Origin of the sequence: Zestomonas insulae (genome assembly GCF_016901015.1) — a bacterium.
GTDB classification, from domain to species: Bacteria; Pseudomonadota; Gammaproteobacteria; order Pseudomonadales; family Pseudomonadaceae; genus Aquipseudomonas; species Aquipseudomonas insulae.
In genome coordinates this window covers 22,804-39,353 of the sequence record NZ_JAFEUP010000007.1, presented here as the reverse complement: position 1 = coordinate 39,353, position 16,550 = coordinate 22,804, and the positions used below count along the sequence as shown (strand labels likewise).

The 16,550-nt window shown below is 69.1% G+C and carries 15 protein-coding genes; 8 read left to right on the top strand and 7 right to left on the bottom strand.

Annotated elements, in window-relative coordinates; genetic code table 11:
* Positions 1-123 precede the first annotated feature (123 nt).
* The 6 genes from JQX08_RS20920 (at position 124) to JQX08_RS20895 (ending at position 8,560) form a co-directional block, all read left to right on the top strand.
* A complete protein-coding gene (locus JQX08_RS20920) occupies positions 124-1,365 on the top strand; it encodes a 3-hydroxyacyl-CoA dehydrogenase (RefSeq protein ID WP_205350367.1) in 1,242 nt (413 codons plus the stop codon).
* Entirely contained in the window at positions 1,362-3,152 is a 1,791-nt protein-coding gene (locus JQX08_RS20915; protein ID WP_205350366.1) for an acyl-CoA dehydrogenase C-terminal domain-containing protein, read from the top strand. The genes JQX08_RS20920 and JQX08_RS20915 overlap by 4 nt, the downstream gene beginning before the upstream one ends.
* 65 nt (positions 3,153-3,217) lie before the next feature.
* Positions 3,218-4,210 carry a PHB depolymerase family esterase gene (locus JQX08_RS20910; RefSeq protein WP_205350365.1) on the top strand — a complete coding sequence of 331 codons (993 nt, stop codon included), beginning with the start codon at positions 3,218-3,220 and terminating at the stop codon, positions 4,208-4,210.
* 19 nt (positions 4,211-4,229) lie between these two features.
* Entirely contained in the window at positions 4,230-5,393 is a 1,164-nt protein-coding gene (locus JQX08_RS20905; protein ID WP_205350364.1) for an iron-containing alcohol dehydrogenase, read from the top strand.
* A gap of 143 nt (positions 5,394-5,536) precedes the next feature.
* Complete coding sequence (locus tag JQX08_RS20900; protein WP_205350363.1) at positions 5,537-5,983, top strand: acyl-CoA thioesterase; 447 nt, start codon at positions 5,537-5,539, stop codon at positions 5,981-5,983.
* A gap of 147 nt (positions 5,984-6,130) precedes the next feature.
* Entirely contained in the window at positions 6,131-8,560 is a 2,430-nt protein-coding gene (locus tag JQX08_RS20895; protein WP_205350362.1) for an EAL domain-containing protein, read from the top strand.
* A gap of 9 nt (positions 8,561-8,569) precedes the next feature.
* Here the strand turns inward: JQX08_RS20895 and JQX08_RS20890 are convergent, their stop codons facing one another.
* From JQX08_RS20890 to yrfG, 7 genes are all read right to left on the bottom strand, one after another.
* Positions 8,570-8,758 carry a hypothetical protein gene (locus JQX08_RS20890; protein WP_205350361.1) on the bottom strand — a complete coding sequence of 63 codons (189 nt, stop codon included), beginning with the start codon at positions 8,756-8,758 and terminating at the stop codon, positions 8,570-8,572.
* A 123-nt stretch (positions 8,759-8,881) separates the two neighbouring features.
* Positions 8,882-9,250: a YMGG-like glycine zipper-containing protein gene (locus JQX08_RS20885; RefSeq protein WP_205350360.1), complete on the bottom strand. Its 369-nt coding sequence runs from the start codon at positions 9,248-9,250 to the stop codon at positions 8,882-8,884.
* 83 nt (positions 9,251-9,333) lie between these two features.
* Entirely contained in the window at positions 9,334-9,837 is a 504-nt protein-coding gene (locus tag JQX08_RS20880; protein ID WP_205350359.1) for a YMGG-like glycine zipper-containing protein, read from the bottom strand.
* Between the two features lie 267 nt (positions 9,838-10,104).
* Positions 10,105-12,414: an FdhF/YdeP family oxidoreductase gene (locus tag JQX08_RS20875; RefSeq protein WP_239482305.1), complete on the bottom strand. Its 2,310-nt coding sequence runs from the start codon at positions 12,412-12,414 to the stop codon at positions 10,105-10,107.
* The gene (gene fdhD, locus JQX08_RS20870; RefSeq protein WP_205350358.1) at positions 12,411-13,220 is read right to left on the bottom strand and encodes a formate dehydrogenase accessory sulfurtransferase FdhD; all 810 of its coding nucleotides are present in this window, start codon (positions 13,218-13,220) and stop codon (positions 12,411-12,413) included. The genes JQX08_RS20875 and fdhD overlap by 4 nt, the downstream gene beginning before the upstream one ends.
* Before the next feature lie 95 nt (positions 13,221-13,315).
* Positions 13,316-14,194, bottom strand: coding sequence for a LysR family transcriptional regulator (locus JQX08_RS20865; RefSeq protein WP_205350357.1), 879 nt, complete (start codon positions 14,192-14,194; stop codon positions 13,316-13,318).
* Between the two features lie 194 nt (positions 14,195-14,388).
* The gene (gene yrfG, locus JQX08_RS20860) at positions 14,389-15,051 is read right to left on the bottom strand and encodes a GMP/IMP nucleotidase (RefSeq protein WP_205350356.1); all 663 of its coding nucleotides are present in this window, start codon (positions 15,049-15,051) and stop codon (positions 14,389-14,391) included.
* A gap of 103 nt (positions 15,052-15,154) precedes the next feature.
* On the opposite strand from yrfG, the gene nudE reads away from it, so the two are divergent.
* The gene (nudE, locus tag JQX08_RS20855) at positions 15,155-15,721 is read left to right on the top strand and encodes an ADP compounds hydrolase NudE (protein ID WP_205350355.1); all 567 of its coding nucleotides are present in this window, start codon (positions 15,155-15,157) and stop codon (positions 15,719-15,721) included.
* On the top strand, positions 15,718-16,542 hold the full coding sequence (gene cysQ / locus JQX08_RS20850) for a 3'(2'),5'-bisphosphate nucleotidase CysQ (protein ID WP_205350354.1): 825 nt from the start codon (positions 15,718-15,720) through the stop codon (positions 16,540-16,542). The genes nudE and cysQ overlap by 4 nt, the downstream gene beginning before the upstream one ends.
* The last annotated feature ends 8 nt before the right edge of the window (positions 16,543-16,550 follow it).

The window sequence follows — 16,550 nt, the reverse complement described above, 5'->3', positions numbered from 1 at the left end:
GCAAGGCGCGAGCGGGCGAAGGCGCGGAGTTTACGCTGTGTAAATGAGCGCCTGAGCCCGCTTGCAACGCCGCCTGGCCGACGCGCAGCCGCCTTTGGCAGGACTTACGAGAGGACAACAACAATGAGCCACACCCCCTTCTCCATTCAGCAGGCCGCGGTGATCGGTGCCGGCACCATGGGCCGCGGCATCGTCATGAGCCTGGCCAACGCCGGCGTGCCGGTGCTCTGGCTCGACAACAACCCGCAGATGCTCGAGCAGGCCATGGGCGTGCTGGCCGACACCAACGCGCACAACCAGCGCCTGGGACGGATCGACGAGGCCGAAGCGGCCGCGCGCCTGGCGCGGGTCACCCCGGTCAGCGACTACGCGGCGCTGCAGGGCGTCGACCTGGTGATCGAGGCGGTCTACGAGAACCTCGAACTCAAGCAGCAGATCTTCCGCAGCCTGGACGCCGCCGTGCGCCCGGGTGCGATCCTCGCCAGCAACACCTCCTACCTCGACATCGACGCGATCGCCGCAGTCACCCAGCGGCCCAGCCAGGTGCTCGGCCTGCACTTCTTCAGCCCGGCGCACATCATGAAGCTGCTGGAGATCGTCCGCGGTCAGGCCACAGCGCCGGCCGTGCTGGACGCCGCGCTGGCGCTCGGCAAACGCATGGGCAAGGTCAGCGTGGTGGCCGGCAACTGCCACGGCTTCATCGGCAACCGCATGCTCGAGAAGTACTCCGGCGAGGCGCGCAGCATGCTCCTCGAAGGCGCCTACCCGCATCAGATCGACGCCGCGCTGCAGGGCTTCGGCTTCGCCATGGGCCCGTTCCGCATGTATGACGTGGTCGGCATCGACCTCGGCTGGCGCGCCCGCCAGCTGTCCGGCAAGGGCATGGACGCGCCGCTGGCGCAGGTCGACAACGCGCTGTGCGAGCTCGGCCGCTTCGGCCAGAAGGCGCGCAAGGGTTATTACACCTACGCCGAGGGCAGCCGCCAGGCCGAGCACGACCCGGAAGTCGATGCGCTGGTGCTGCGCGTCGCCGAGGGCCTGGGCTTCCAGCGCCGCGACATTGGCGCCGAGGAGATCGTCGAGCGCTGCGTGCTGGCGCTGGTCAACGAAGGCGCGAAGATTCTCGAAGAGAACATCGCCGCCACCAGCCAGGACGTCGACCTGGTCTACCTCAACGGCTACGGCTTCCCTGCCGCGGTCGGTGGGCCGATGAGCTGGGCCGACGCCCAGGGCCTGGCGACGGTGCGCGAGCGCCTGCTGCAGCTGCAGGCTCAGTTCGGCAGCCACTGGCAGCCGGCGGCGCTGATCGATCGGCTGGTGGCCGACGGCAAGCGCTTCGCTGACGTGAAGGAGGGCCGCGCATGAGCTATCAGGCCCCCCTGCGCGACATGCGCTTCGTCCTGCATGAACTGTTCGACGTCAGCGCGCACTGCGAGCTGCTCGGCAACGGCCTCGACCGCGAACTGATCGACGGCGTGCTCGACGAGGCGGCGCGCTACACCGGCGAAGTGGTCGCCCCGCTGAATCGCAACAGCGACGAGGAAGGCTGCCGCCTGCAGGACGGCGCGGTGACCACCCCGCAAGGCTTCCGCGACGCCTACCGGCAGTTCGTCGACAACGGCTGGGCGAGCATGAACGGCCCGGTCGAGTTCGGCGGCCAGGGCTTCCCGCAGTTGGTCTCGGCGAGCTTCCACGAGATGCTGATGGCCTCGTCGCTGTCGTTCCGCATCTACTCCGGGCTCACCGAAGGCGCCGTACTGGCCCTGCACAAGCATGGCAGCGAAGCGCTCAAGGCCGACTACCTGAGCAAGATGGTCAGCGGCGAATGGACCGGCACCATGTGCCTGACCGAGCCGCAGGCCGGCACCGACCTGGCGCTGCTGCGCACCAAGGCCGAACCGCAGGCAGACGGCAGCTACAAGGTCAGCGGCAACAAGATCTTCATCAGTGGCGGCGAGCAGGACCTCACCGACAACATCGTCCACCTGGTGCTCGCCCGTCTGCCCGACGCGCCGGCCGGGGTGAAGGGCATCAGCCTGCTGCTGGTACCGAAATTCGTCGCCAACGCCGACGGCAGCCTCGCCGCGAAGAACGCGCTGTCCTGCGGCGCCATCGAGCACAAGATGGGCATCAAGGGCGCCTCGACCTGCGTGATGAACTTCGACGGCGCCACCGGCTGGCTGATCGGCGAGGCCAACCAGGGCCTCGCGTGCATGTTCACCATGATGAACGACGCGCGCTTCCAGGTCGGCCTGCAGGGCCTGGCCATCGCCGAAGCGGCGTTCCAGGGCGGCCTGCGTTATGCCCGCGAGCGCCTGCAGTCGCGCGGCCTGGCCGGCGCGGTGCAGCCGGACAAGGCGGCCGACCCGATCATCGTCCACCCGGACGTGCGGCGCATGCTGCTGACCCAGAAGACCCTCACCGAAGGCAGTCGCATGCTCGCCGCCTACTGCGCGCGCCAGCTCGACCTCGAGCACGGCCACCCGGACGCCGCGGCCCGCAAGGCTGCCGGCAAGCGCGCGGCGCTGCTGATCCCGATCGTCAAGGCGTTCTTCACCGACATGGGCCAGGAAGTCGCCAGCCTCGGCGTGCAGCTGTACGGCGGCCACGGCTTCATCCGCGAGTGGGGCATGGAGCAGCTGATGCGCGACAGCCGCATCACCCAGCTGTACGAGGGCACCAACGGCATCCAGGCGCTCGACCTGATCCGCCGCAAGCTGCTCGGCGACGGCGGCGCGGAGCTGTCCGCGCTGCAGGCCGAATTCAGCGCGCTGTGCGACCAGCAACTCGACCGCCCGGCGCTGCGCGGACTGGCGCAGACGGTGCAGGCGCGCCTTGGCGAGTGGCGTGAGCTGAGCAGCGAAGTGATCGCCGCCAGCCAGCGCGACGTGCAGGAGATCGGCGCGATGTCGGTGGACTTCCTCGCCTACTCGTCCTACGTGCTGCTCGCCGGCCTCTGGCTGCAGGCGGCTGCTCGCGCGCAAGATGCGCTGGACGCCGGCACTGGCGAAACGGCCTTCTATCAGGCCAAGCTGCACAGCGCCGAATTCTTCGTGCGCCGCGTGCTGCCGCGCGCCAGCGGCCACCGCGAGGCGCTGCTCGGCGGCGCGGCGTGCCTGATGGCGATGCCGGAGGACAGCTTCGCGTTGTGACCGGGCGCGGCGCGGCGATCCGCGGATCGCCGCGTGGGGGCGCCGCTACTGATTGGGGACGCATGGTGAGAACAATAAGAACGGCCTGGTACATCCTGCTGACTGCCGCGGCCCTGGCGGCTGCGGCCTACCTGTATTTCCTGCATGCGCCGGTCCCGGCCGTGCCGCCACTCAGTGCCAGTCTGCAGCACGACCGGCTCGTGCTCGGCGGGACGGCGCGCGACTACGCCTACTACGTGCCGGCCAAGCTGCCGGCGCACGCGCCATTGGTGTTCGTCCTGCACGGCTCGCTGCAGACCATCGACGACATCCGCACCTTCAGCGGCTACGCCTTCGAGCGCCTGGCCGACCAGCACGGTTTCATCGTCGTCTACCCGCAGGGCTACCAGAACAACTGGAACGATTGCCGGCGCACCGCCGATTACCCGGCGCGCGCCGAGAACATCGACGACAAGGGCCTGATCGCCGCGCTGATCGGCCGCTTCGCCGAGCAGTACGGCGCCGACGCCCGACGCGCCTTCCTGGTCGGCTATTCCAACGGCGGCCACCTCGGCCTGCGCCTGGCGCTCGAGCAGCCGAACCTGCTGGCCGGCGTCGCCGCGGTGGCGGCCAACCTGCCGAGCGACGACAACCAGGCCTGCCAGCCGAGCGGCGGTGCCACGGCGGTGCTGCTGATGAACGGCACGCGCGACCCGATCAACCCGTTCAACGGCGGCGTGGTCACCCTGTTCGGCCTCGGCAATCGCGGCAGCGTGCAAAGCTCCTACGCCTCGGCGTTGTACTTCGCCACCCTCGACGGTTACCCGCGCGAGGCGGTGCGCAGCCGCACGGTGTGGGACGACCCGGCGCAGCCCGAACAGCGCGTGACCCTCGACCAGTGGCGCGCCGAGGGGCGCCCGGAAGTGGCACTGTATTCGGTGATCGGCGGCGGCCATCTGCTGCCCCAGGGCGCGTTCCGCGCGCCGCGCCTGCTCGGCCCGACCCTCTCCGCATTCGACGGCCCCCAGGCCATCTGGGACTTCTTCGCCCGCCAGCGCCCCGCGCCGGCCCAGCCCTGACCCCTTTGGAGGTAGAGCCATGCAGCCCTTCAGTTTCGCCACCACCGCGCAGATCCTCTGCGAAGCCGGCGCCGCCGTGCGCCTCGCCAGCCTGTGCCGCGAGCGTGAAGCCGGCGCGGTGCTGATCGTCACCGACCCCGGCATCAGCCGCTTCGGCCTGCTCGACGCGGTGCTGCCAGGCTTCGCCGCCGAAGGCGTGCGCGTCGCGGTCTACGACCAGGTGCTGGCCGACCCACCGGAAGCCATCGTGCTGGCCGCGGTGGAGCAGGCCAAGGCCATGCACGCCGAGCTGATCATCGGTTTCGGCGGCGGCAGTTCGATGGACGTCGCCAAGCTGGTGGCCTTGCTCGCCCATCCGCAGTGCGCGCAGGGCCTCGCCGACATCTACGGGGTGGGCAACGCCAAGGGCAAGCGCCTGCCGCTGATCCAGGTGCCGACCACCGCCGGTACCGGCTCGGAGGTCACCCAGATCGCCATCATCACCACCGGCGAAACCACCAAGATGGGCGTGGTCTCGCCGCTGCTGCTGCCCGACCTGGCGGTGCTCGACGCCGACCTGACCCTCGGCCTGCCGCCCGCGGTGACCGCCGCCACCGGCATCGACGCCATGGTGCACGCCATCGAGTCGTACACCAGCAAGCTGAAGAAGAACCCGCTGTCCGACCTGCTGGCCCGCGAGGCGCTGCGGCTGCTCGCCGCCAACCTGCACGAGGCGGTGCACAACGGGCGCAACCGCGAGGCACGCCAGGCCATGCTGCTCGGCGCGCTGCTTGCCGGCCAGGCGTTCGCCAACGCGCCGGTGGCGGCGGTGCACGCCCTGGCCTATCCGCTCGGCGGGCATTTCCACATCCCCCACGGCCTGTCCAACGCGCTGGTGCTGCCGCACGTGCTGCGCTTCAATGCGCCCGCCGCCGCGCCGCTGTATGCCGAGCTGGCGCCGCTGCTGCTCGGCGCGCGGCTGCAGCCGGGCCCGGTCGAGCACCTCGCCGAGCAGTTCGTCGCCGAGCTGGCCGAACTCAGCCCGCGCTGCGGCCTGCCCAGCCGCCTGCGCGATGCCGGCGTGCCGGAGGCGATGCTCGCCCAGCTGGCCAACGACGCCATGCTGCAGCAGCGCCTGCTGGTGAATAACCCGCGCGAGGTCAGCGAGGCCGACGCGCTGGCGATCTACCAGGCAGCGTATTGAATTTGCCCATCGCTCACCTGTAGGAGCGAATTGATTCGCGCTGGGGCGCCCATGTGCTGCCCGCATCGCGGATGAATCCGCTCCCACCGCGAGTGCAGATGTCTTCCTCCCGGCGCGCGCCCGGGCCTCCACAAGGACACCCCATGAGCCAACCCCAACACCTGCGTCACGACTACCGCTACTTCCAGCCGATCACCACGCGCTGGCATGACAACGACGTCTACGGTCACGTCAACAACGTCGTCTACTACGGCTACTTCGACAGCGCGGTGAACACCTACCTGATCGAGCGGGGCGGCCTGGACATCCAGGACGGCGCGGTGGTCGGCTTCGTGGTCAGCTCGTCGTGCGACTACTTCGCCTCGATCGCCTTCCCCGAGCGCATCGAGGTCGGCCTGCGGGTCGGCAAGCTGGGCAACAGCTCGGTGCAGTACGAGCTGGCGATCTTCAAGGCCGGCGAAGACGAGGCCTGCGCGGCCGGGCGTTTCGTCCACGTGTTCGTGGATCGGCAGAGCAATCGCCCGGTACCGATTCCCGCGCCGTTGCGCGGCGCGCTGGAGGCGCTGCTGACCGACGGTCAGACGTCGTAACTCAGGCGCCAATAAAACGGCTGGTAGTCGCTACTAGCCTCGTGCCATTATCCAACTGCTGTTTCGTGTGCCGATAACGGAATCACGAGGGTGTTTGCCTCGCGCGCAGGATGCGCCTCTCAACATCCACCAGCAGTAGGACATGGCATGAAGTCGGAACGCATGCACGGCAGGCCCCACCTGTTCGGCTTGATCTGGCCTTTCGTCGGCATCGGGGTGCTGCAGGCCCTGCTGGTGCTGCTCAGTCTGTCGTTGTTGTCGTCGGTGCGTGCCTACATCAACGGCGAGAGCCTCTGGTCCAAGGGCCAGAAGGACGCCATCTACGCCCTCAGCCTGTATGTCGACAGCGGCCGCGAGGCCGACTTCCAGCGCTACCTGACGGCGATCAGCGTGCCGCTCGGCGACCATCGCGCGCGCCTGGCGATGAACGAGCCGCGCCTCGATCGCGCGGTCGCCGAAGAAGGGCTGCTGCAGGGCGGCAACCACCCGCAGGATTTCGCCGGGATGATCGGCCTGTACCGCTATCTGGGGCGGATCAGCTACCTGGAGCAGGCCATCGGACTGTGGGCGGCGGCCGACGAAGGCCTGCTGCAACTCGACAAGCTCGGTTGGGAAATCTACCTCGGTGTGCAGTCCGGTGCGGCCGGCAGCGCCCAGCTGAGCGCCTGGAAGACGCAGATCTTCGCCCTCAACGAACAACTCACGCCGCTCGAGAAGGCCTTCTCCGACACCCTCGGCGAAGGTGCGCGGGCGATCGCCGACGTGCTGCTGGCGGTCAACCTCGGCACCGCGCTGCTGCTGATCCTCCTTGCGGTGCTGCGCACCCGCAACCTGCTGGAGCGCAGCGCCGGTTTCGAGGAGGCGCTGCACCGCGAGCAGGAGCGCGCCCAGGTGACGCTCGCCTCGATCGGCGACGCGGTGCTGACCCTGGATGCCCAGGGGCGCCTCGACTACCTCAACCCGGCGGCCGAGCAGCTGATCGGCTGGCGCGCCGCGCAGGCCTGCGGGCTACCGCTCGGCGAGCTGCTGCAACTCAGCGACGAGCAGCAGCAGGAGCGCCTCGACGAGCTGCTCGAGCCGCTGCTGGACGGCAGTGCGGGCTCCACCTCGATCGGCAGCCGCCACCTGCTGCGCGCCGATGGCAGCGCGGTCAGCGTGTCGCTGGTCGCCGCGCCGATCCACCGCAGCGGCACGGTTAGCGGCGCGGTGCTGGTGTTCCACGACATGACCCGCGAGCGTCAGTACATCGCCAACCTGTCCTGGCAGGCCAGCCACGACGTGCTCACCGGGCTGGTCAACCGCCGCGAGTTCGACCACCGCCTGCGCCGCGCGCTCGACGACCTGCAGCGCCACGCCACCCAGCACGCCTTGCTGTACCTCGACCTCGACCAGTTCAAGGTGATCAACGACACCTGCGGGCATGCCGCCGGCGACCAGCTGCTGCGCCAAGTCTGCGCGCAGCTGCAGGGCTGCCTTCGCGACAGCGACACGCTGGCGCGGCTGGGCGGCGACGAATTCGGCATCCTGCTGGAGAACTGCCCGCCGGAGCCGGCCCTGCGCATCGCCGAAAGCCTGCGCCAGGCCGTGCAAACGCTGCATTTCAGCTGGCAGGGGCGGTTGTTCAGCATCGGCGTGAGTATCGGCCTGGTGTGCCTCGATCAGCGCCGCACCAGCCTCGAGGAGGCGCTGCGCGCCGCCGACGTGGCCTGCTACATGGCCAAGGAGAAGGGCCGCAACCGGGTGCAGTACTACCACCCGGACGATTCCGAGCTGTCGCTGCGCTACGGCGAGCTGGCCTGGGTGCAGCGCATCCACCAGGCGCTCGACGAGCAGCGCTTCTGCCTGTACGCCCAGGAGATCATGGCCGCCGACAGCCTCGACGACGACGGCCTGCACATCGAGCTGCTGGTCCGCCTGCGCGACGAGGACGGTCAGCTGGTGCCGCCGATCCAGTTCATTCCGGCGGCCGAGCGCTACGGCCTGATGCCGCTGATCGACCGCTGGGTGGTCGGCCGCGCGTTCGCCATCCTGGTCGAGCGCCAGCAGGGCGGCCAGGTGCCGATCGCCACCTGCGCGATCAACCTGTCCGGGGCGACCATCGGCGACGAGCATTTCCTCGCCTTCCTGCGCGCGCAGTTCCGCGAGCACGGCATCGCGCCGCCGCAGATCTGCTTCGAGATCACCGAGACCAGCGCGATCGCCAACCTCGACAGCGCGGTGAGCTTCATCCGCGAACTGCAGGAACTCGGCTGCCGCTTCGCCCTCGACGACTTCGGCGCCGGCATGTCGTCATTCGCCTACCTCAAGCACCTGCCGGTGGATTACTTGAAGATCGACGGTGGCTTCGTTCGCGACATGCTCAACGACCCGATCGACCGCGCCATGGTCGAGATGATCAGCCACCTCGGCCGGGTGATGGGCAAGCGCACTATCGCCGAGTTCGTCGAGAACCGCGAAACCCGCGAGGCGCTCGGCGACATCGGCGTGGACTATGTGCAAGGCTTCGGCATCGCCCGTCCGCGGCCGTTCACCCACGACAGCGCGCTGCTGCAGGAGAATGCCACGCTCGGCGTGTAAGCGCCGCGCTCAGCGCGAACCGGCGTCGCGCTTGACGCTGCTTTTGGCGACCAGCGGGGTGTTGGCAGGGGCGGGCTTGGCCGGTTGCGCCTGTGGGCGCGCGTGGCCACTGGCGACGGCGAGGTTGCTGTTGTCATCGGCGACCACGCCTTGGGAAACCAGCAGGGTCATGGCCAGGGTAGAGAGAGCGGTGCGCATGGGAGGTGCCTCGGTCAGTGCATGAACGAGGAATTTTGCGCTGCGAGGTGGGCGGCGATATCGATCTGGATCAATGAAACGGCGCTCAGCCGACCACCGCCGGTCGGCTGAGCGTGTGCAGGCTCAGTGGCCTTTCTTCTTGCCCATGTCGTTGCCCAGCGCACTGCCGGCCGCGCCGCCGACGCCGGCGCCGATCGCCGCACCGGTGCTGCCGCCGAGCTGGTTGCCGAGCAGCGAGCCGCCGGCCGCGCCGAGACCACCGCCGACTGCGGCGCGGGTCTTGTTGTGGCCCTTGGCGGCCACGGCGCCACCGGCCGCGCCACCGAGGCCGGCGCCTATTGCCGCGCCGGTGCTTCCACCCATCTTGTTGCCGATGACGTTACCGAGCGCGCCGCCGAGGCCACCGCCGACTGCGGCGTTGGTGTTGTCGCCGGCGAAGGCCGCCGGGGCAACCAGCAGGGCGAGGGAGAGGGCGAGGTGAGTGGTACGCATGCTGTAAGTCTCTAGTGGAAAAGGGAGGAGGCCATTGTCGGCGATCGCCGCCGGCCGTACCGGACCTGGATCAAGTCCGGCGCTCAATCATCGTGGTGATGACGGTGCTTGCGGTGCTTCCAGTGCTTCTTGTGATGGCCGCGGTGATAGCCGTTGTCGTGGCGGTAGCCGTCGCGATAGCCGCTGCGGTAGTTGCGCGCGTACTTCTCTTCCTGTTCGTCCTGGTAGCTGTTCACCCCGTAGTGGTTGCCCAGCGCGCCGCCGGCGCCGCCACCCAGGGCCGCACCCACGTAACCGCCGGTGGTGCCACCGACCTTGTTGCCGATCACGTTGCCGCCGGCCGCGCCGAGGCCGCCGGCCACCGCCGCTTCGGTGCGGCCGTGGCGGTTGGCGCCGGCATAGCCACCGGCGGCGCCGCCGACGCCGGCACCGATGGCCGCGCCGGTGCTGCCACCGATCTGCTGGCCGACCACCGAACCGAGTACCCCGCCCAAGGCGCCACCGACGCCGGCACGGGTATCGTCACCAGCGAAAGCAGAGCCGCCGACCAGGGTCAGCGAGAGCAGGACAACCGAGGAGAGCTTCATACGAGACAAACCTTTTGTCTTGGGAGATGGGCGCGATCCTGCTGTTGGCCCGGGGCCTCAGCAAGCGCCGCCAGACGGGCGGTAGGGACTTTTTAACAGTCTGTAACCGTATGTTTTATTTGGGAACTTTTCGGTTTTTCGGGGTTCTGAGGTTGATTGGCGAGGGCCCGTTTCAGGGCTTTTTCGCTCTTTCGATACTGGCCGAATAATGGCCTTGGGCGAGGCGCCATTGCAGCGCTCCGCCACCCCTCTCAGGCGCATCCGCCTCTAAGCGATCCGCCCATCATCACGCGCCGGCTCTAGCTTGATCGCCACGAACTTCGAGGTCGGCGTGAAGCTGCCCGCGCCGAAACTGTCCAGCGGCACCAGCGGGTTCATCTCCGGGTAATAGGCCGCCGCCTGCCCGGCCGGCACGTCGAAGGCCAGCAGGGTGACACCGTACACCCGACGCTCGCGGCCGTCGCGCCACAGCGAACGCACATCGACCTTCTGCCCCGGCTTGAAACCCAGGCGCAGGATGTCCGCCTCGTTGGCGAACAGCACCTGGCGCTGGCCCTTGACCCCGCGGTAGCGGTCGTCGAGGCCGTAGATGGTGGTGTTGTACTGGTCGTGCGAGCGCAGCGTCTGGAGGATCAGGTCGGGCGTCTCGCTCAGGCCTGCGTCGAGCAGCGAGGTCGGCAGCGGGTTGGCGTGCAGGCGCGCGCGGCCGCTGGCGGTGTTCCACTGGCGCTGCGCCACCGGGCTGCCCAGGTAGAAACCGCCGGGCTGGGCAAGCTTGGCGTTGAAGTCGCTGAAGCCGGGAATGGTCGCGGCGATCAGTTCGCGGATGCGCGCGTAGTCTTCGATCAGCCAGGCCCAGTCCACCGGCCGCGCGCCAAGGGTGGCGGCGGCGATGCCGGCGATGATCGCCGGCTCCGAGCGCATCTGCGCCGACAGCGGCTGCAGCTGGCCGTGCGAGGCGTGGACCATGCTGAACGAGTCCTCGACCGTTACCGCCTGCTCGCCGCCGGTCTGCTGGTCGATGTCGGTGCGCCCCAGGCACGGCAGGATCAGCGCGTCCCTGCCGTGCATCAGGTGGCTGCGGTTGAGCTTGGTGCTGATCTGCACGGTCAGCGCGCAGCGCTGCAGGGCCTGGTGGGTGCGCGCGCTGTCTGGGGTGGCCTGGGCGAAGTTGCCGCCGAGGCCGATGAACACCCGGCTGCGCCCGTCGAGCATGGCCTGGATGGCTTCCACGGTGTTGTGCCCGGCCTGGCGCGGCGGGGCGAAGGCGAACTGCCGTTGCAGCGCGTCGAGCAGCGCCGCCGGCGGCCGGTCGTTGATGCCCATGGTGCGGTCGCCCTGCACGTTGCTGTGGCCACGCACCGGACACAGGCCGGCGCCGGGTTTGCCGAGCTGGCCGCGCAGCAACATCAGGTTGGCGATTTCCTGGATGGTCGCCACCGAATGGCGGTGCTGGGTGATGCCCATCGCCCAGCACATGATCACCCGCTCGGCGCCGGCGAAGCGCCGCGCCAGTTCTTCAATTTCGGCGAGACGCAGTCCGGACTGCGCTTCGATCTGCGCCCAGTCGCTGGCCGCCACGCTGGCCAGGTAGGCGTCCAGGCCGTCGCTGTGCGCGGCGAGGAACGCATGGTCGAACACCGTGCCGGGCGCTGCCTGCTCCCATTGCTGGAGGAACTTGGCCATGCCGCGCAGCACCGCCAGGTCGCCGCCCAGGGCCGGGCGGAAGTAGCCGGTGTGGGTCGGCCGGTCGCGGTTGCCGAGCATTTCCAGGGCGTGCTGTGGATGCTGGAAGCGCTCCAGGCCGCGCTCGCGCAGCGGGTTCAGGCAGATCACCTGGGCGCCGCGCTCGACCGCTTCGCGCAGCGGTTCGAGCATGCGCGGGTGGTTGGTGCCGGGGTTCTGGCCGAGCACGAAGATCGCGTCGGCGAGGCCTAGGTCGGCGAAGGTCACCGTGCCCTTGCCGACCCCGATGCTCTGCCCGAGCGCCACGCCGCTGGCCTCGTGGCACATGTTCGAGCAGTCCGGAAAGTTGTTGGTACCGTAGGCGCGGACGAACAGCTGATAGAGGAACGCCGCTTCGTTGCTGGCCCGTCCGGAGGTGTAGAACTCGGCCTGGTCGGGGCTGTCCAGGGCCTGCAGGTGCTCGGCGATCAGCGCGAAGGCGGCGTCCCAGCTGATCGGCCGGTAGCGGTCGCTGCTCGGGTCGTAGCGTAGCGGCTCGGTCAACCGGCCCTGGAACTCCAGCCAGTAGTCGCTCTGTCCGCGCAGCGCGCTGACGCTGTGCTGGGCGAAGAACGCCGCATCGACGCGGCGCCGGGTGGCCTCCCAGTTGACCGCCTTGGCTCCGTTCTCGCAGAACTTGACCATGCCGCTCTCCGCCGACTCGCCCCAGGCGCAGCCCGGGCAGTCGAAGCCACCGTGCTGGTTGGTCTTCAGCAGGGTGCGGATGTTCTTCAGCGCGTTGTCGCTTTCCAGCCAGGCGTGCGCCACGCTGCGCAGCGCGCCCCAGCCGCCGGCCGCGCCCTTGTAGGGCTTGAAGCGGCGGGTCGGATGTTCGTCGATACGGTGGCTCATGCGCGGTGCTCCGGGCTGTACACGCGCGGCGCGGCGCGCTGGGGAAGGTGGATCAGGTTGAGCTGGTGGCGGCGCGCCCACTGCACGGCCAGGCCGGTCGGCGCGGAGAGGCTGACCAGGGTGGCGATGCCGGCGCGCAGCACTTTGTGGATCAGCTCCAGGCTGCAGCGGCTGGTGACGATGGCCAGCCCGCCTTCAAGTGGCAGGCCCTGGCGCAGCAGCCCGCCGATCAGCTTGTCCAGCGCGTTGTGCCGGCCGATGTCCTCGCGGGCCAGGCGCAGCTCGCCCTGGGCGTCCATGAACAGCGCCGCGTGCACCGCGCCGCAGTGGCTGCCGAGCGGTTGCCAGGCGGCGATGCGTGCGCGCAGGTCGTCCAGCCAGGCGGCCGGCGGCAGCGGTGTGGCGGGCAGCACCGGGAGGCTCGGCAGCGCCTGCTCCAGCGCTTCCACCCCGCACAGACCGCAGCCGCTGCTGCCGGCCAGCTGACGGCGTTGCTCCTTGAGCTGCCAGAAGCAGCGCTGGCTGATCTGCACCTGGGCGCGCTGGGCGTCGCCGGTGCCTTCGATCTGGATGTCATAGATGTCATCGATGGAGTCGACCACGCCGCTGCCGAGGCTGAAGCCGACCACGAAATCTTCCAGGTCAGCCGGGCTGACCAGCATCACTGCCTGATTGATGCCATTGAAGGCGATCGCCAGCGCGGTTTCCTCAGCCAGCGCGGCATCGCCCGCGCGGCTGCCGGGCAGGTCGAGGTGGGTGTAGCCGCGGCTGGCGGCACTCAGGTCGGGCAGGCGGGAGGCGGACATGGCAAGGCATCGCAGGGCGTGTCTGTTCAGCCTAGGGGCTGGCGCCGAGCGCGTCTAATCGCGACTTTCGATGTACTGATAGAGCCGCTCGATGATCAATCCTCCGCGGCCACTGCCTCGAAGCACGCCGCGGCCAGCGCCGAGCGCGGCTCGCCGCGGCGCATGATCAGGCCGAGCGGCGCCAGCGTGTGGGCGTCCTCGATGGGTTGCAGGCGCAGCTCGGCGTCGAGCGCACTGAGCCCGCTGGGCAACGGCATCACCGCGCAGCACAGGCCGCTCTGCACCGCCTGCAGCAGTTGATGCACGGCGTCGGTCTCCAGCAGCGGGGTGAGGCTCAGGCCGCGGCTGCGGAAGTTGTGGTCGATCGACTGGCGAAAGTGCATGCCGCTGCTGAGCAGGCCGAGTGGCAGCTCGACCAGTGCGTCCCAGTGCAGCGGGCTGGCGTCGAACTGGAAATGCTGCGGGTGGTAGAGCAGGCCCATGCGGGTTTCCGCCAGGGACCGGTAGTCGAACTGCTGCGGGTCGAGGCGGTCGAGGTAGGACAGCCCGAGGTCCAGGCGGTTGCTGGCCAACTGCTCGAGAATCTGTTCGGAACTCAGCGCCGAAAGCACGAAGCGCAGGTGCGGGTGCTGGCGGTGCAGGCGTTGCAGCAGCGGCATCGGGTCGAAGCTCGACAGCGGCACCACGCCAAGGCGCAGGGTGCCGCTGAGGCTGCCACGGCAGGCGGCGGCTTCGACCTGCAGGCCGTCATAGGCAGCCAGCACGCTGCGCGCCCAGGCCAGCACCCGCTCGCCGGCCGGGGTGAAGCCTTCGAAGCGCTGGCCGCGCTGGACCAGTTGCAGCTGCAGCTCGTCTTCCAGGTTGCGCAGGCGCATCGACAGGGTCGGCTGGGTGATGTGGCAGCGCGTCGCCGCCTGGCCGAAATGACGCGCCTCGTCGAGGGCGACGAGGAATTTCAGTTGCTTGATGTCCATGGACCGCTCCGGCCGCGAGGTGGCCCGGCGATTCTAGCGGCTCGGCGGGCTCAGAGCCTGTCCACGATCTAGCGAGCTAGAGTCAGACAAGGAAAAAAACAGCCGAGGAAGCGGAGTTTACGAGCTGTAAATGAGCATTCCGAGGCTGTTTTTAACGCCGTGTGGCCGACGCGCAGCAGATCGTGAACAGGCTCTCAGAGTCCGGCGAGCAACGCGCGGTAGTCGCTCAGCGCGGCGAACTCCTCGGTGTCCTTGGGCCCCTTGCGGCTGTCCGGCTCGCTCACCGCGAGCAGGTGGGCGACGCCGAAACGGCCGGCGCTGCGCAGGATCGGCAGGCTGTCGTCGATGAACAGGCTGCGCGCCGGGTCGAAGCCGAAGTCGGCCTGCAGGGCCTGCCAGAACTGCTGGTCTTCCTTGGGGAAGCCGTAGTCGTGGGAGCTGATCAGGCGGTCGAAGTAGGGCGCCAGCTCGACCCGCTCGAGCTTCAGCGACAGCGAGTCGCGGTGTGCGTTGGTGATCAGTGCGACGCGCTTGCCGGCGCCGCGTAGCGCGGCGAGGAAGGTGTCGGCATCAGGACGCAGGCTGATCAGCTCGGCGACTTCGCGCTTGAGGTCGCGGATCGACAGGCGCAGTTCGCGGCTCCAGAAGTCCGTGCAGTACCAGTTCAGGGTGCCGGCGTGGTCGCGGAACAGCGGCAGCAGCTCGGCGTCGGCCTGTGCGCGGGTCACGCCGTGGTGCGCGGCGTAGCGTTGCGGCAGGTGTTCGAGCCAGAAATGGTTGTCGAAGTGCAGGTCGAGCAGGGTGCCGTCCATGTCGAGCAGGACGGTATCGATGGCGGCCCAGGGCAGTACAGGCATGGCGAAGAATGTCTACGGCTGAAGGAGTGGGCCGATCGGCGCGGCGGACAATCGGCGAAGCCGGGGTATGATAGCTCGCCCGCTCAAGTCACGGAGTCGTCCCATGCGTCAGAAACCCACAGTGCTCGGTCGCGAAATCGTGGCTCGGAGTCGCCTGTTCGCCGTCGAGGAACTGCAGCTGCGTTTCGCCAATGGGGTCGAGCGCACCTACGAGCGGCTGGCCAGCCGTGGCTCGGGTTATGGCGCGGTGATGGTGGTGGCGCTGATCGACGCCGAGCATGCCCTGCTGGTCGAGGAGTACTGCGCCGGCACCGACGACTACCAGCTGTCGCTGCCCAAGGGCCTGGTCGAGCCGGGCGAGGACGTGCTCGAGGCGGCCAACCGTGAATTGAAGGAAGAGGCCGGGTTCGGCGCGCGGCGCCTGGAGTACCTCACCGAGCTGAGCTTGCTGCCCGGCTACATGACCCAGAAGATTCAGGTGGTACTGGCCCGTGACCTCTATGAGGAGCATCTGCCGGGCGACGAACCGGAGCCGATGGGCGTCGAGCGTATCAACCTGCGCGAGCTGAGCAACCTGGTGCAGCACCCGCAGTTCAGCGAGGGGCGCGCCCTGGCGGCGCTGTACCTGGCGCGTGACCTGCTCAGCCAGCGTGGGGAGTTCGTCCTGTGAGCCATCCCTTGCTGCCGGCGGTGATCGACCTGGTGCGCCTGGCCGGCGCCGCCATCCTGCCGCACTGGCGCACCGACGTGGCGGTCAGCGAGAAGTCCGATGCCTCGCCGGTCACCGCCGCCGACCTCGCCGCGCACCGCGTGCTGGCCGACGGTCTGCGCGCGCTGGATGCGAGCATCCCGGTGCTCTCCGAGGAAGAAGACGCGCAGATCGCCTTGAGCGAGCGCGCCACCTGGACGCGTTGGTGGCTGGTCGATCCGCTCGACGGCACCAAGGAGTTCATCGCCGGCAGCGAGGAATTCACCGTCAACGTCGCACTGATCGACAACGGTCGGGTGGTGTTCGGCGTGGTCGGCCAGCCGACCAACGGGCGCTGCTACTACGGCGGCGCCGGCCTTGGCGCCTGGCGCAGCGAGGCGGGCGGTGAGGGCGTGCCGATCGGCGTGCGCAATGTGCCGGCGGCCGGCTTCACCGTGGTCGCCAGCCGCCGCCACAGCAGCCCGGCGCAGGAGCGTCTGCTCAGTGGCCTCGGCGCGCAGTTCGGCGAACTGGCCCTGGCCAACGTCGGCAGTTCGCTGAAGTTCTGTCTGCTCGCCGAAGGCAACGCCGATTGCTACCCGCGCCTGGCGCCGACCTCGCAGTGGGACACTGCGGCGGCGCAGGGCGTGCTGGAAGGCGCCGGTGGCGAAGTGCTGGATCTGAGTGGTACCGCGCTGGACTACGCGGCGCGCGAGTCCTACCTCAATCCCTCGTTCCTCGCCCTGCCGGCACGCGCCGCATGGCGTGGTGCGCTGCTGACACTGGCGCGCGAACTGGCCTGACGCGCCCG